The sequence below is a fragment of the Pseudomonas ekonensis genome, from assembly GCF_019145435.1.
Lineage (GTDB): Bacteria > Pseudomonadota > Gammaproteobacteria > Pseudomonadales > Pseudomonadaceae > Aquipseudomonas > Aquipseudomonas ekonensis.
The window spans coordinates 493,651-507,500 of the sequence record NZ_JAHSTS010000001.1 but is presented as its reverse complement, the minus strand read 5'-3'; the positions used below and the strand labels follow the sequence as shown (position 1 = coordinate 507,500).

13 protein-coding genes and 1 rRNA gene (1 of these 14 running past the window's edge) are annotated in these 13,850 nt (G+C 64.8%); 8 read left to right on the top strand and 6 right to left on the bottom strand.

Annotated elements, in window-relative coordinates; translation table 11 throughout:
- Positions 1 to 540 (bottom strand): 16S ribosomal RNA (locus KVG96_RS02465); it reaches 997 nt to the left of the window's first position.
- 512 nt (positions 541 to 1,052) lie between these two features.
- Between KVG96_RS02465 and KVG96_RS02460 the strand changes: the two genes are divergently transcribed.
- The 4 genes from KVG96_RS02460 to KVG96_RS02445 all read left to right on the top strand — a co-directional run bounded on the left by KVG96_RS02460 (position 1,053) and on the right by KVG96_RS02445 (position 4,728).
- Positions 1,053 to 1,382 (top strand): hypothetical protein, encoded by a 330-nt coding sequence (locus KVG96_RS02460; protein WP_217890684.1) that lies wholly within the window; start codon positions 1,053 to 1,055, stop codon positions 1,380 to 1,382.
- 126 nt (positions 1,383 to 1,508) lie between these two features.
- Positions 1,509 to 2,222, top strand: coding sequence for a hypothetical protein (locus KVG96_RS02455; RefSeq protein WP_217890683.1), 714 nt, complete (start codon positions 1,509 to 1,511; stop codon positions 2,220 to 2,222).
- Positions 2,223 to 2,294: 72 nt separating this feature from the next.
- Positions 2,295 to 4,205, top strand: a complete 1,911-nt coding sequence (locus KVG96_RS02450) for an alkaline phosphatase D family protein (RefSeq protein ID WP_217890682.1) — start codon at positions 2,295 to 2,297, stop codon at positions 4,203 to 4,205.
- Between the two features lie 31 nt (positions 4,206 to 4,236).
- Entirely contained in the window at positions 4,237 to 4,728 is a 492-nt protein-coding gene (locus tag KVG96_RS02445) for a P-loop NTPase family protein (RefSeq protein WP_217890681.1), read from the top strand.
- 19 nt (positions 4,729 to 4,747) lie between these two features.
- Here the strand turns inward: KVG96_RS02445 and KVG96_RS02440 are convergent, their stop codons facing one another.
- Entirely contained in the window at positions 4,748 to 5,920 is a 1,173-nt protein-coding gene (locus KVG96_RS02440; protein ID WP_217890680.1) for an aspartate aminotransferase family protein, read from the bottom strand.
- Between the two features lie 102 nt (positions 5,921 to 6,022).
- On the opposite strand from KVG96_RS02440, the gene KVG96_RS02435 reads away from it, so the two are divergent.
- Entirely contained in the window at positions 6,023 to 6,928 is a 906-nt protein-coding gene (locus KVG96_RS02435) for a LysR family transcriptional regulator (protein ID WP_217890679.1), read from the top strand.
- Between the two features lie 25 nt (positions 6,929 to 6,953).
- On the opposite strand, the gene msrA is transcribed toward KVG96_RS02435, so the two are convergent.
- From msrA to msrB, 3 genes are read right to left on the bottom strand one after another with little or no spacing between them, the layout of a single operon-like run.
- On the bottom strand, positions 6,954 to 7,658 hold the full coding sequence (msrA, locus tag KVG96_RS02430; RefSeq protein WP_217890678.1) for a peptide-methionine (S)-S-oxide reductase MsrA: 705 nt from the start codon (positions 7,656 to 7,658) through the stop codon (positions 6,954 to 6,956).
- A 15-nt stretch (positions 7,659 to 7,673) separates the two neighbouring features.
- Complete coding sequence (locus tag KVG96_RS02425; protein ID WP_217890677.1) at positions 7,674 to 9,482, bottom strand: cytochrome c biogenesis protein DipZ; 1,809 nt, start codon at positions 9,480 to 9,482, stop codon at positions 7,674 to 7,676.
- A 43-nt stretch (positions 9,483 to 9,525) separates the two neighbouring features.
- A complete protein-coding gene (gene msrB / locus KVG96_RS02420) occupies positions 9,526 to 10,044 on the bottom strand; it encodes a peptide-methionine (R)-S-oxide reductase MsrB (protein WP_217890676.1) in 519 nt (172 codons plus the stop codon).
- Positions 10,045 to 10,195: 151 nt separating this feature from the next.
- Between msrB and KVG96_RS02415 the strand changes: the two genes are divergently transcribed.
- The 3 genes from KVG96_RS02415 (at position 10,196) to KVG96_RS02405 (ending at position 13,257) form a co-directional block, all read left to right on the top strand.
- Positions 10,196 to 10,912, top strand: a complete 717-nt coding sequence (locus KVG96_RS02415; protein WP_217890675.1) for a response regulator transcription factor — start codon at positions 10,196 to 10,198, stop codon at positions 10,910 to 10,912.
- The gene (locus KVG96_RS02410; RefSeq protein WP_217890674.1) at positions 10,909 to 12,435 is read left to right on the top strand and encodes a sensor histidine kinase; all 1,527 of its coding nucleotides are present in this window, start codon (positions 10,909 to 10,911) and stop codon (positions 12,433 to 12,435) included. Before KVG96_RS02415 ends, KVG96_RS02410 begins: the two co-directional genes overlap by 4 nt.
- A 117-nt stretch (positions 12,436 to 12,552) precedes the next feature.
- Positions 12,553 to 13,257 carry a hypothetical protein gene (locus KVG96_RS02405; RefSeq protein WP_217890673.1) on the top strand — a complete coding sequence of 235 codons (705 nt, stop codon included), beginning with the start codon at positions 12,553 to 12,555 and terminating at the stop codon, positions 13,255 to 13,257.
- A gap of 67 nt (positions 13,258 to 13,324) precedes the next feature.
- Here the strand turns inward: KVG96_RS02405 and KVG96_RS02400 are convergent, their stop codons facing one another.
- Positions 13,325 to 13,816: a RidA family protein gene (locus KVG96_RS02400; RefSeq protein WP_085584908.1), complete on the bottom strand. Its 492-nt coding sequence runs from the start codon at positions 13,814 to 13,816 to the stop codon at positions 13,325 to 13,327.
- Positions 13,817 to 13,850: the final 34 nt, after the last annotated feature.

Below are 13,850 nucleotides of genomic sequence, written 5' to 3'. Positions count from 1 at the left end.
TGCACCCTCTGTATTACCGCGGCTGCTGGCACAGAGTTAGCCGGTGCTTATTCTGTCGGTAACGTCAAAATTGCACGGTATTAGCGTACAACCCTTCCTCCCAACTTAAAGTGCTTTACAATCCGAAGACCTTCTTCACACACGCGGCATGGCTGGATCAGGCTTTCGCCCATTGTCCAATATTCCCCACTGCTGCCTCCCGTAGGAGTCTGGACCGTGTCTCAGTTCCAGTGTGACTGATCATCCTCTCAGACCAGTTACGGATCGTCGCCTTGGTGAGCCTTTACCTCACCAACTAGCTAATCCGACCTAGGCTCATCTGATAGCGCAAGGCCCGAAGGTCCCCTGCTTTCTCCCGTAGGACGTATGCGGTATTAGCGTCCCTTTCGAGACGTTGTCCCCCACTACCAGGCAGATTCCTAGGCATTACTCACCCGTCCGCCGCTGAATCAGGGAGCAAGCTCCCTTCATCCGCTCGACTTGCATGTGTTAGGCCTGCCGCCAGCGTTCAATCTGAGCCATGATCAAACTCTTCAGTTCAAACATCGTTGGGTTTTGTGAAAACCCTAAACTTGGCTCAGCAATCGTTGGTTACATCTTTGATTTCTCGCGGAGTAACTTGTGATGCTGATAATCTTTTTGACTGTCAGTCTGACTCCACAAGCACCCACACGAATTGCTTGATTCAGTTGTTAAAGAGCGGTTGGTCAATTCTTTCGTCTCGACCGAGGCGCGCATTCTACATGCTTCACCTCTTTTTGCAACACCCTTAAAAGCTTTAATTTCATCAACAAAATCAATTGCTTAACTAAGATCAGCTTCGAGCTGCTCGTTAGCGGGAGGCGAATAGTACAGCATTGAAATTGGCCGTCAACCCCCGCTTAGAAATTCTTTTTCCTTTTACACAGCCTGTGTCGACAGTCGCCTATAGCAGCAGGTATTTTCGAGCCCCTCTCGGGCACCAAAAGTAGAAAAGGTCTTGTTTTGCAGGACCTTTTCTACTTTTGGCGGCCGCCCCCTCCCCCGCGGCACGCTGCGTAAGGATCCTCACCGTGGAAACGTCACTGGAAACCGTCGCCCTGTTCTCCCTCAAGCTGGCCTATGAAGAAGAAGGCCTGAGCCCGATCCTGCGGGACGATCTGGTCATGGGCGATTACCAGAAGGACGTGTTCGATCTGCTGGTGCGCCGCAATGACGTGGACGCCATCCGGGTGAAGCTGCACGAGTGCCTGGACCTGGCGCTGGGCGCCCTGGGCGGTGCGGAAAAGCCGTTGGGGCGCGAGCTGCACAAGCTGTCGGCGGGCATCGGCCAGGCCGATTCGCTGGAGCAGTTGCACGGGCCCGTGCTGGCGATCAAGGGCTACCTGAAAGACGTGCTCTGACGCCTGCGCCTTCGGTGAATGTCTGCGTGGCGAGACTCGGTCGTTCTGATATCTTGCCACCCATCTTCAGCGCCCTGCTCGGCAGACACCGATGCCGGGCGATAGGCAATTCAAGGAAAGGATCGAATGGAGTTTCTGCGTTTACTCGTGTTTGTGACGGCCTGGGGTTTCATGTGGCGCTGGGTGGTGAAGAACCGCGGCGGCTGGAACCTGATCTACAGCAACCTGGTGGGTGCGGCGGGCGGTTTCATCGTGGGTCTGGTGATGCTGTCGATCACCTTTTCGCTGTTCCCGTCTGCGCACCGTGCCGAAAGGGCTGCACCGGAGGAAGTGGTGGAGCAAGAGGCCGAGCCGGCCTCCGACGTCGCGCTGCTCCCGGGGGCCGACGACTTTCCGGCCTATGTCGCCGGTGAACCGCAGAACGAGCCTTCGCCGCCTGAGTCCGCGCTCCTGCCCAATTTCAGTAAACGTCTGACGGCAGCGGTGTCCGAGAAGAAGGTGCAGGACACCGCCGGCAAAGAATTCGCCGCGCTGCGCAAACGGATCGGCAAAGACCCGAACGCCGACAAGTCCCTGCTGGCCTCGGTGATGTGCGCGCCGTTCATCATGAACGCCATGCGCTTTCCCGCCTCGGCGGTGATCGCCAACCCGTCCTCGACCCAGAGCACGCGGTACAAGGACCAGACTTACACCATCAGCAACACTGTCACCGCCCGCAACATGCTCGGCGACGATGTCAGCTACCGCTACGACTGCTCGCTGCAGCAAGTGGCCGGCAAGGAGTCCGGGTACGCCGACTGGCGTCTGCTGAACCTGAAGCTGCAGAAGGTCAAATCTTAAGCCTGGCTTAAGGGTGGCGGGCGCCGGCTGCGCTATGATCGCCGGCCCGTGCGCCCGGAGACTTGATCCGCGATGTCCCTTGATGAGTTGACCCTGCCCCCTGTGCTGGCCGGCCCGCTGTTGCGCCGGCTGGAGCCGTCCAGGATGGTGATGTGGCTGGTGGGTACCCGACCATTGTCACTGACCTTGCGCCTGGAGGGCGTGGGAGACATTCCGCTCGACGGGACGAAATGCACTGTCGTTTCCGCAGGAACCCGGGCCTTCATCCATCTTATCGACGTCGCCCTGCAAACTCCGCTGCCCTGCGACACCCGCATCGGTTATGACCTGCTGATCGACGGCCAGCACCCGATCGCCGAATGGGCCCCTCACCTGCTCTACGGCAACGCCGCCTCGCCGGACTTCGTCCTGCGTTCGCGCATCGACCAACTGCTCCACGGCTCCTGCCGCAAGCCGCACCACAAGGCCGCCGACGGCCTTCTGTGCGTCGACCGACTGCTGGCGGCCGAGACCGATCCCGCGCAACGCCCGGCCCTGCTGATGATGACCGGCGACCAGATCTACGCCGACGACGTCGCCGGACCGACGCTGCGCGCGATCCATGCCTTGATCGCGCGCCTGGGCCTGTTCGGCGAGCACCTTCAGGGCGCCGTGGTCAGCGACAGCGCCCGGCTCTACGAACACCCGGCCAGCTACTACCACCGCGCGGACCTGCTGCCGGCGCTCGAGAGCAACGCGACATTGCGCGAGCGGTTCTTCGGCGGGGCGCGCAAGCCGATCTTCACCAGCAGCAACGCCGACAACCATCTGGTGACGTTCGCCGAAGTCATGGCGATGTACCTGCTGGTGTGGTCGCCGGTGCCGTGGACGCTGATCGACCCGCAGCCGCCGGCGCTGACGCCGGACCGGCTCAAGCGCTACGCCCTCGAACAGGTGCGCATCGACGGCTTCAAGGCCGGCCTGGGCGACGTGGCGCGGGCGCTGGCGCACTTGCCGAGCCTGATGGTCTTCGACGACCACGACATCACCGACGACTGGAACCTGTCTGCGCAATGGGAGGAAACGGCCTACGGCCATCCGTTCTCCAGGCGCATCATCGGCAATGCGTTGATCGCCTACCTGCTGTGCCAGGGCTGGGGCAACAATCCGGACGCCTTCAAGGCTCCGCTGGAGAAGGCCCGCCGCCTGGGCGCCGACGGCGACGGCCGCTACCTCGACAGCCCGGCGCAGGATGCGCTGATCGACGACCTGCTGCGTTTCCAGCGCTGGCACTACGTGCTGCCGACCACCCCGGCGCTGGTGGTGCTCGACACACGCACCCGGCGCTGGCGCAGCGAACGCTCGCTCAAGCAACCCTCGGGCCTGCTGGACTGGGAAGCCCTGTGCGAACTGCAACAGGAACTGCTCGATCACCCGTCGGCGATCATCGTGTCACCGGCGCCGGTTTTCGGTGTGAAACTGATCGAGACCGTACAGCGGGTGTTCAGCTGGTGCGGCTACCCCTTGCTGGTGGACGCGGAAAACTGGATGGCCCATCGGGGCGCAGCCCAGGTGATCCTGAACATTTTCCGACACTCCCGTACGCCCGGCAGTTACGTGGTGCTGTCCGGCGACGTGCATTATTCCTTCGTCTACGAGGTGCTCATCCGACACCGCAAGGCCGGCCCACGGATCTGGCAGATCACCAGCAGCGGCATCAAGAACGAGTTTCCGCCCACCCTGCTGGAATGGTTCGACCGCCTCAACCGCTGGCTCTACTCGCCGCGCTCGCCGCTGAACTGGCTGACCAAACGCCGCCGCATGCGCATCGTGCCCTACGTCCCCGAACACGCCGAAGCGGGCGAGCGCCTGTGGAACTCGGCGGGGATCGGCCAAGTGTTCTTCAACCAGGCCGGACAGCCACAGGACATCATCCAGCACAACGCCAACGGCGCAGCCCAGACCCGGATGCTGGCGCCCGACCTGTCGGACTATCCTGACTAGAACCACAGCACCACAGGGCCCAAGCATGCCCATGGATCTCACACGTACCCTCATCATCGGCAACTCGGGCGCCGGCAAGAGCTGGCTGGCCCGACGCCTGGCCGAACGCCTGGACGCGCCGTGGGTCGAGCTTGACCGCATCCACTGGCTGTCCGACGAACACAGCATCCCCCGCACCCGCGGCGAAGCGATGGGCATGGCGCGGCTCGCCGCCAGCCGGGAACGCTGGGTGATCGAAGGCGTGTACGACGTGTTCGTCCGCGAATTGCTCGACCGCGCGACGGCGCTGATCTGGCTGCGCATCGCCGACGCGGAATGCGTGACCAACATCCGCCAACGGGAACGCGGGACGCCCCCGGACGATCCGCGCATGGCCGCGATGCTGGCGTGGGCCGCCGGCTACCGGGATCGGGATGGCGCGGACGGGTGGGCTGCGCACCGGCAGTTGTTTGAGGGGTTTGCGGGGGAGAAGGTGGTGCTCTGGGAGCGCGGCGAAATCATCAGGTTAGCGGGCAGTGCATGACACACTGCCCGCCCAAGCCTCACATCGAGGCGATCACCCGCCCCACCCCTCTGACGATCATCCCCACCTCCCGCTCATCGAGCGTCAGCGGCGGCAGCAGCCGGATGGTCTTGCCGCGGGTGACGTTGATCAGCAATCCGTGATCCCGTGCCGCAATCAGCGTCAGGTCACGGACCGGTTGCTTGAGTTCGATGCCGATCATCAGCCCCTGCCCGCGTATCGCGAGCACGTTGGGGTTGTCCGCCAGCTCTGCGCGCAGGCGGGTCAACAGGCGTTCGCCCTGTACCCTGGCGTTTTCCAGCAGCCCTTGTTCTTCGATGATGTCGAGCACCGTGCAGGCGACCCGGCACGCCAGCGGATTGCCGCCGAAGGTGCTGCCGTGGCTGCCGGGGGTGAACAGATCCGCCGCTCGCCCCCGCGCCAGACAGGCGCCGATGGGCACGCCGTTGCCCAGGCCTTTGGCCAGCGTCATGACATCCGGCACGATGCCTTCGTGCTGGAACGCGAACCAGCGGCCGGTGCGGCCGATACCGGTCTGGATCTCGTCGAGCATCAACAGCCAGGCATGACGGTCGCACCGCTCGCGCACGGCCTTGAGATAACCGGGCGGCGCGGTCTGCACACCGCTTTCGCCCTGGATCGGCTCCATCAGTACAGCCACGATCCGCGCACCGTGCCGGCGCTGCACCTGATCCAGCGCGGCCAGGTCGCCGAACGGCACCTTGACGAAATCCCCCGGCAGGTCATTGAAACCGAGGCGCACCGCCGGGCCGTCGCTGGCCGACAAGGTGCCCAGCGTGCGACCGTGAAAAGCGTTGGCCATCACCACCACCAGCGGCTGATCGATCCCCTTGCGCCAGCCGTAGAGGCGCGCCAGCTTCAGCGCGGTTTCGTTGGCCTCGGCCCCGGAATTGTTGAAGAACGCCCGCGCCATGCCGGACAACTGCGTGAGCTTCTGCGCCAACCGTTGCTGCCAGTCGATGCTGTACAGGTTGGAGGTGTGCAGCAGCAATCCGGCCTGCTCACTGATCGCCGAAACGATGCGCGGATGGGAGTGGCCGACGTTGGTCACCGCCACACCGGCCACCGCGTCCAGGTACTCGCGACCGGCCTGATCCCACAGTCGGGTGCCCAGTCCCTTGATGAAACTCAGGGCCAGCGGTTGGTAGGTGTTCATCAGGGCGGCGGTCATGACTTCAAACTCCAGTGAAGGTCGGTGTGTTTGCAGTATGGTTAGCCACCAGAGCTGGATAAACTCGGCAACACTTCAATCATTTAGAAGCAGGACTTGATAATGGATCTGTTCCAGTCGATGAGCGTCTACGTCAAAGTCGTGGAAGCCGGCAGCATGACCGCGGCAGCCCTGCAATGCGAAATGTCCACCACCATGGTCGGCAACCACCTGCGGGCACTGGAGCAGCGGCTCGGCGTGCAACTGCTGCAACGCACCACCCGGCGCCAGCGGCTGACCGAGTTCGGCTCGCTCTACTACCAGCGTTGCCTGGAAGTGCTGGGGCTGGTGGCCGACTCCGAACGCTTGGCCGAACAGACCCTGGACGAGCCGCGCGGCATCCTGCGCATCACCGCCCCGCTGACGTTCGGCGTCGAACGGCTGGCGCCGGCCCTGAGCGAGTTCTCCTTGCAGTGCCCGAAGGTCAAGCTCGACGTGGTGCTGACCAACCGCCGTCCGGACCTTCTGGAAAGCGGCCTCGACGTGGCGTTCCGGTTGGGCAGTTTCGAGCCCGGCAACCTGATCGCCCGACCGCTGATCGACTACAACCTGACCATGTGCGCCTCCCCCAGCTATGTCGCCCGCCGCGGCATGCCATGCACGCCGCAGGATCTGCAACAGCACGACTGCCTGTCGTTCGCCTACCCTGCCGGCGACGACTGGCAATCGGTGGAAAAGCAATGGCGACTCAACGGTCCGGACGGTGAAATCATGGTGGACGTGAAGGGGCCGATGCTGATCAACAGCTCTGCCGGCCTGCACCAGGCCGCACGCACCGGGATGGGCATCGTGATGTTGCCCGATGCGCTGGTGGAGCAGGATCTGCGCGACGGCAGGCTGATCACCGTGATGCCCGACTACCAGCCTCCCAACCGTCCGATGCACCTGCTCTACGCCCAGGATCGCTACCGCTTGCCGAAACTGCGGCGCTTCGTCGATTTCGCGGTGCGCACCTGGGGAAAACCTTAGCGGCGACGCGCCAGCGCCGCGCGGATCACGGCGTCCCCTTCACCAGCACCGGCGTCTCCTGATAACGCTGGGCGAACAACTGCTTCAACTGCGCCACCTTCGGCAGGTCGTTGATCACGATGTACGGATAGCTCGGGTGTTCCGTCAGGAAATCCTGGTGATAGTCCTCCGCCGGGTAAAAGCCGTTGTAGGTCTCCAGCCGGGTCACGATCGGCTTGCCGAAGGCATGTGTCCCATCGAGCTGGGCGATGTAGGCCTGAGCCACCCGTTGCTGTTCGGCATTGAGTGGAAATAGTGCCGAGCGGTATTGCGTGCCGCTGTCCGGTCCCTGCCGGTTGAGTTCGGTGGGGTTGTGGGCCACCGAGAAGTAGATCTGCAGCAGGCTGCCGTAACTGACCTGCGCCGGGTCGAAGGTGACTTGCACCGACTCGGCGTGGCCGGTATCGCCCTCGCTGACCCGTTCGTACTGTGCCGTGTCCGCCGCGCCGCCGGCATAGCCGGACACGGCGCTGCGCACCCCTTTGACGTGCTGGAAAACACCCTGGACGCCCCAGAAGCAGCCGCCGGCGAACACCGCCGTCTCGCTGTGGGCCTGAGTGTTCTCATCCAGGGCCGGCGGTGGGATGACCACCCCTTGTTCGGCACCGAAGGAGAACGCCGAACATTGCCCCGCCACGGCGGCCGTCGCGACGCCGAGCAACAGACGGCGCCAGATCGTTTGGTTTTTCATGTTGCGCACTCCTGTTCAACCGAAGGTAAAGGCGTAGGCCGACACGCCCGGATCGAGGAACTCGATGCTGAAGGTTCGGTCCTTCACGCCATCGCTTTGGCGCACCAACTGATAGAGGCGCTGTTCGGTCACCTGGCCCGTTCCGTCCGGTGCGACATCGACGCCGTGGGCATCGCCCGGCACCTGGCCATCGAGGGTCACCTTGAAGCGCACGGGCTTGCCGTCCTTGCCCGGGCCCAGCACCAAGTGCAGGTCGCGGGCATGGAAGCGATAGACGATGCGGCCCGCCGGCGCATCGGCGGTGGCGCGCTCGGCGCCGACCGACCATTGCCCGCCAAGGCTCCAGTCGTTCAGGCCCAGGGTGGCCGGGGTCTTGTAGGCCGCCACCTTGTCGGGCACGAGGCTGGTTTGCGGTACGAAATGTTCAGCGCGCTGGTAACCGATGTAGGTTTCCGGCGACAGCACCTGATTCATGTCCGCGGCCAATTGCACGCCCTGGGCATCGGCATCGATCAAGCCGTCGGCCACGGTCTTCGAACCGGCCTCACGCAACAGTTGCTGAATGACTTTTTCCGACTCGGCGTAATCCCCTTCGCCGAAATGGTGGTAACGGATTCGCCCCTGCGCGTCGGCAAAATAATGCGCCGGCCAATATTCGTTGTTGAAGGCGCGCCAGATCCGGTAGTCGTTGTCGATGGCCACCGGGTATTGGATGCCCAGCTCCTTCATGGCCTTGGTGACGTTGCCCACGTCGCGCTCGAAGGCGAACTCCGGCGCATGCACGCCGATCACCACCAGCCCCTGGTCGCGGTACTTCTCGGCCCAGGCCTTGACGTAAGGCAGGGTGCGCAGGCAGTTGATGCAGGAGTAGGTCCAGAAATCCACCAGCACCACCTTGCCCTTCAAGGCCTGGGCGTCCAGCGGCGGCGAGTTGAGCCATTGCACCGCACCGTCCAGCGGCGGCAACGGCCCCTCCACCGGCAAGGTGCCCGGTGCCTTCGCCGCCATTTTCATTGCGCCGCCCGCCGCCATCATGGCGCCGTCTTCAGGGACGTCCGACGCGGGAACCTGCGCGCTCATCGTGCCGTTCGCACCGGCGGAACGTCCGGACAGCTTGCCGACCAACGCCTGTTCCAGGCCGCCCGTGGAGGCGGTGGACACCCGCGCCAGAACCCCGGTGTCGAGACCCAACGCGATGGCGGCCACCCCGGCCAGCATGGCGGCCCCCAGCCCGCGCCGAATCCACTCGCCGGTGCCGATCGAGCGCTTCATCAGCGCGAAGACCTTACCGCCCAACAGCAGGGCCGCGGCCAGCGAAGTGGCGGCACCGGCGGCGTAGGCCAGCAGCAACAACGTGGTGGCGATGCTTGCGCCTTGCAGCGCGGCGCCGGTCAGGATCAGCCCCAGGATCGGCCCGGCGCACGGAGCCCAGAGCAGCCCGGTGGCGACGCCGATCAGAAACGAAGCGCCGGGACGCGGCCGGCTGTCCTGCCCGGCGGCCTCCGACAGGCGACTGCCGGCCGACACCAGCGGCCGGGTCAACCGTTCGGCCAACTGCGGCAGCAGCAGCGTCAGCCCGAACAGTGCAACGAACAGCAACGCGAGCCAGCGCCCGTACTGATTGACTTGCACCACCCAACCGCCGCCCACCGCCGCCAGCGAGGCGACCAGGGCGAAGGTCAGCGCCATCCCCGCCAAAAGCGGCAAGCCACTTCTGAAAAACGGCTGCCCGGTGCGAGCGAAGACAAAGGGCAGAACCGGCAGGATGCAGGGGCTGACGATCGTCAGCACGCCGCCCAGATATGCGAGAACCAAGAGCCACATGGCATCGTCCTGTAGTCAGTGAAAAACGCGGGCGGGGCACGGTTCATGCCGCCGCGGGGTTGAAGGTCATGGCCACGCCGTTCATGCAGTAGCGCAGGCCGGTGGGTTTCGGGCCGTCGTCGAAGACGTGCCCCAGGTGCCCGCCGCAGCGCCGGCAGTGGACCTCCTCGCGGCTCATGCCGAAGGATCGGTCCTGACGCGTGGCCACGGCGTGCTCCAGCGGCGCCCAGAAACTCGGCCAGCCGGTGCGGCTGTCGAACTTGGTCGCGGACGAGAACAGCGCCAGCGCGCAACCGGCGCAGGCGAACGTGCCGGTGCGGTGCTCGCCGTTCAGCGGGCTGGTGTAGGCCCGTTCGGTGCCTTCCCGGCGCAGCACGTCGTACTGCTCGGGGCTGAGCAGCGCGCGCCATTCGCTGTCGCTGTGGACAACTTCGAACGCTTCGTCGGCCCGGGCTTCGCCGATCGGCGCCGCGCCGGTCGACAACTTTGGCAATACACCCGCCAACAGGGCCGCAACCCCCAGCCCGCCGCCCGCTGCCAGTATCTGTCGCCTTGAAAACATGGCTGTCTCCGTCGATTCCAAGTGCTTGATGACGAACACAGCCTAGGCTTGGGTTGATCGCCGAATCCTCACGGGAAGTTAAACAATTGGTGATAACTCGCCCGCAGGAAAACCCGCACAATGCGCCTATCGCGCCGAAGGAATGAGCTTCATGGAACAGACCAAACGCGTCCTGGTGGTCGAGGACGACCTGCACATCGCCGACCTCATCTGCCTGCACCTGCGGGACGAGCAATTCGAGGTGGTGCACAGCGCCGACGGCGCCGAAGGCATGCGCCTGCTGCAGCAGGAACAGTGGGACGCCCTCATCCTCGACCTGATGCTCCCCGGCGTCGACGGCCTGGAAATCTGCCGCCGTGCCCGGGCCATGGCGCGCTATACGCCGATCATCATCACCAGCGCCCGCTCCAGCGAAGTGCACCGCATCCTCGGCCTGGAACTGGGCGCCGACGACTACCTCGCCAAACCGTTCTCGATGCTGGAGCTGGTGGCCCGGGTCAAGGCGCTGCTGCGCCGGGTCGACGCCATGGCGCGCAACCTGAAGATGGACGCCGGGCGCCTGATGCTCGACGGCCTGGAGATCGACCCGATCACCCGCGAGGTGCTGCTCAACGGCCAGCGGCTGGACCTGCCCCCTCGGGAGTTCGACCTGCTGCACTTCTTCGCCCGCCAGCCGGGCAAGGTGTTCTCGCGCATGGACCTGCTCAACGCCGTCTGGGGCTACAGCCACGAAGGCTACGAACACACGGTCAACACCCACATCAACCGGTTGCGCTCGAAGATCGAGGCCGACCCCGCCCAGCCCCGGCGCATCCTCACGGTGTGGGGGCGCGGCTACAAGTTCAGCGCCAGCGCGGAACAGCCATGAGACTGACCCTCACGCAGCGCCTGTCGTTGGTGTTCGCCGCCCTGCTGCTGGTGTGCTGCGGCACCTCGGCCTGGCTGCAGGTGCGCTCCAGCCAGATGCATGAACTTGAAGTGGTGCAGGGCCTGTCCCGCGACCTGGCCCGGCACATCGCCCGCGACACCGTGCTGATGGATAGCCACGGCCTGATGCCCGGCGCCGTGCGCGAACTGTTCAGCCAGTTGATGCTGGTCAACCCCAGCGTCGAGGTGTACCTGCTGGACAACACCGGCCGGATCGTCGGCAACGCCGCACCCGAAGGCCGGCTGCGCAGGCAGACGGTGGACCTCGCCCCGGTCCGGCGGCTGCTCGACGACCAGCCGCTGCCGATCCTCGGCGACGACCCGCGCAGCGTCGACGGCCGCAAGGTGTTCAGCGCCGCGCCGCTGCAGGTCGACGGCAAGCCGTCCGGCTATCTCTATGTGGTGCTGCTCAGCGAGGAGCATGACCGCTACGCCGAACGCGGGGCCACCAGCGCCGCCCTGAACACCGCCCTGCTGTCCATCGGGCTGGTGGCGCTGCTGTGCCTGGTCGCCGGCCTCGTGGCGTTCAACCTGATCACCCGCCCGTTGCGGCGGCTGACCGACACCGTCAGCCGCTTCGACATCGACGGCGCGCCGCGCGCCGCGTCGCAGGAGAACGGCCCGCCGGTTGTGGACAAGTCCGCCGGACACGACGAAATCGCCGTGCTCGACAGCGCCTTCCGGCAGATGCAGGCCCGGCTCGGCGAGCAGTGGCGCTCGTTGACCCGCCAGGACCAGGAGCGCCGCGAGCTGGTGGCGAACATCTCCCATGACCTGCGCACGCCGCTGGCCTCCCTGCACGGCTACCTGGAGACCCTGTCGCTCAAGGACGCCACGCTGTCGGCGCAGGACCGCCGACGCTACCTGGGGATCGCCCTCGACCAAAGCCGCAAGGTCGGCGGCCTGGCGCAATCGCTGCTGGAACTGGTGCGCCTGGAGCACGGGTTCGTGCAACCGGTGCTGGAGCGCTTTTCGCTGACCGACCTGGTGCAGGACGTGTTCCAGAAATTCGAGCTGGGCGCCGAGGCCCGCCAGGTCAGCCTCAAGGCCGACTTCACCGCCGGCCTGCCGGCGGTCTGTGCAGACCTTGGCCTCATCGAGCGGGTGCTGACCAACCTGGTGGACAATGCCTTGCGCCACACCCCGCCGGGCGGGGACATCGAGCTTGCGCTCAAGCCGCAGGGTGCGCAGGTCGAAGTCACGGTCAGCGACACCGGCCCCGGCATCGCGCCGGAACTGCGCGAAGGCCTGTTCCTGCGCCCGTTCAACATCGGCGGCGCACGGCGGGACGGCGGGCTGGGCCTGCGCATCGTGCACCGCATCCTGCAGTTGCACGGCAGCGAGATCCGCCTGCTCGATGCCCCAGGGCGCGGTGCGACGTTCCGCTTTGCCTTGCAGGTCAACCCGCAGAGCGCCGAGCAGTCGATGCTGCGTTCGGTGGAGCAGCACGCAGCGGGCAAATAATCGGCGCCGTCGGCGCCCTGCTCCGTGACAACCCGGCGCCGCTCCCCTAAATTAGGCGCCCGGAAAAAGACCCGTGCTTTTTCGCCTCCACCCAGTCAAAGAAGTAGTGAAATTTCAATGTCCGATTTCAACACCGCTGAATCCGTAGTCACTCTGTCGTCCAAAGCGGAATACGAAAACTCCATCAATCTTTCACAACACCTTCCGCAGGCCAAGACCATCAGCGAAATGGTGCTGGACGCGTTCCAGTCCACCCGCGAAAGCGAGCAGATCCGTGAGCTGCGCGCAGCGATCCGTCAGGCCCACGACCGCTTCGATGACGACCAGGCCTACGAACTGATGGGCCAGCTCAAGCGCCTCAAGGACGCCGAAGCCGCCGACACCGCCGCCCTCGAAGACCTGAGCAGCAAGTTCCCGATCAGCCGCATCCTGTCCAGCTTCAAGGACGATCCGGCGTTCCAGGAAATCGTCTACGGCCTGGCCCTCAAGGTCCTGAACCAGACCCACCAGGCCATCAGCAATCCGAGCGGCGGCAAGGGCAAGGCCGCACGGGCCAAGAAAGACGCCGAAGTGTTCAGCATCAGCAAGGACGGCATCAGCGTGACCCTGCCGATGCGCACCCCGCGCTCGCGCCTGAGCATGGACCGCGAAGCGCTGGAGTTCCTCGGCTTCACCTTCACCGGCGAAGGCGACGAGGCCGAGCTGGAGAGCGAGACTTTCATCGACAACGCCGGCACCGAGCAGGCGGTCAACCGCAAGAACATCATCACCGCCCTGCAGCAGCAGACCGCGTTCGACGGCTACAGCATCGCCGCGCAGTAAACCGCGCGCCGACGAAAAAGCCCCGCTCTGGATGCCAGGCGGGGCTTTTTGCTGTGCGGGCCTTCGGTTACGCCGACGGATGCAACGCCGCGATCATGTCCACTTCGATGGCCGCGTTCTTGGGCAGCTGATACACGCCGACCGTGGTGCGGGTGTGCCGGCCGACATCGCCGAACACATGGCTGAACACATCCGATGCGCCGTTGGCGACTTCGCTCAGGTCGACGAAGTCCGCCGTGGACTTCACGTAGACCGTGACCCGCAGCAGCGCCTTGACCTTGTCCAGCGAGCCGACGGCATCGACGATCAACGCCAGCGCGCGCATCGCGCTGATGCTGGCGGCGGCCTGGGCATCCTTGAGCGTCAGTTCCAGGCCGACCCGGCCCGGGTACTGGATCTGGCCGTGGGTGCGCGGCACCAGGCCGCTGATGTACAGCTCGTCGTGGTGGCGGATCAGCGGCGCATAGTTGCCGCCGCTGGAATTCTCGCCATAGATGTCGAAGTTCAGTTCTTTCGCCAGTGCAATGAAGCGTTCGTCGCAGGTCAGCCTTTCCGTCATTTCGCCCAGCCTCTGAATCGATGCATGAAGGACC

What these genes read in the sequence shown, in the direction of transcription:
- KVG96_RS02450 (WP_217890682.1), top strand. Translation starts at nt 2,295, where the DNA reads ATGTCCCTTGATGAGTTGACCCTGCCCCCTGTGCTGGCCGGCCCGCTG.
- KVG96_RS02445 (WP_217890681.1), top strand. Translation starts at nt 4,237, where the DNA reads ATGGATCTCACACGTACCCTCATCATCGGCAACTCGGGCGCCGGCAAG.
- msrB (WP_217890676.1), bottom strand. Translation starts at nt 10,044, where the DNA reads ATGTTTTCAAGGCGACAGATACTGGCAGCGGGCGGCGGGCTGGGGGTT.
- KVG96_RS02440 (WP_217890680.1), bottom strand. Translation starts at nt 5,920, where the DNA reads ATGACCGCCGCCCTGATGAACACCTACCAACCGCTGGCCCTGAGTTTC.
- msrA (WP_217890678.1), bottom strand. Translation starts at nt 7,658, where the DNA reads ATGAAAAACCAAACGATCTGGCGCCGTCTGTTGCTCGGCGTCGCGACG.
- KVG96_RS02435 (WP_217890679.1), top strand. Translation starts at nt 6,023, where the DNA reads ATGGATCTGTTCCAGTCGATGAGCGTCTACGTCAAAGTCGTGGAAGCC.
- KVG96_RS02425 (WP_217890677.1), bottom strand. Translation starts at nt 9,482, where the DNA reads ATGTGGCTCTTGGTTCTCGCATATCTGGGCGGCGTGCTGACGATCGTC.
- KVG96_RS02415 (WP_217890675.1), top strand. Translation starts at nt 10,196, where the DNA reads ATGGAACAGACCAAACGCGTCCTGGTGGTCGAGGACGACCTGCACATC.
- KVG96_RS02405 (WP_217890673.1), top strand. Translation starts at nt 12,553, where the DNA reads ATGTCCGATTTCAACACCGCTGAATCCGTAGTCACTCTGTCGTCCAAA.
- KVG96_RS02410 (WP_217890674.1), top strand. Translation starts at nt 10,909, where the DNA reads ATGAGACTGACCCTCACGCAGCGCCTGTCGTTGGTGTTCGCCGCCCTG.
- KVG96_RS02400 (WP_085584908.1), bottom strand. Translation starts at nt 13,816, where the DNA reads ATGACGGAAAGGCTGACCTGCGACGAACGCTTCATTGCACTGGCGAAA.
- KVG96_RS02455 (WP_217890683.1), top strand. Translation starts at nt 1,509, where the DNA reads ATGGAGTTTCTGCGTTTACTCGTGTTTGTGACGGCCTGGGGTTTCATG.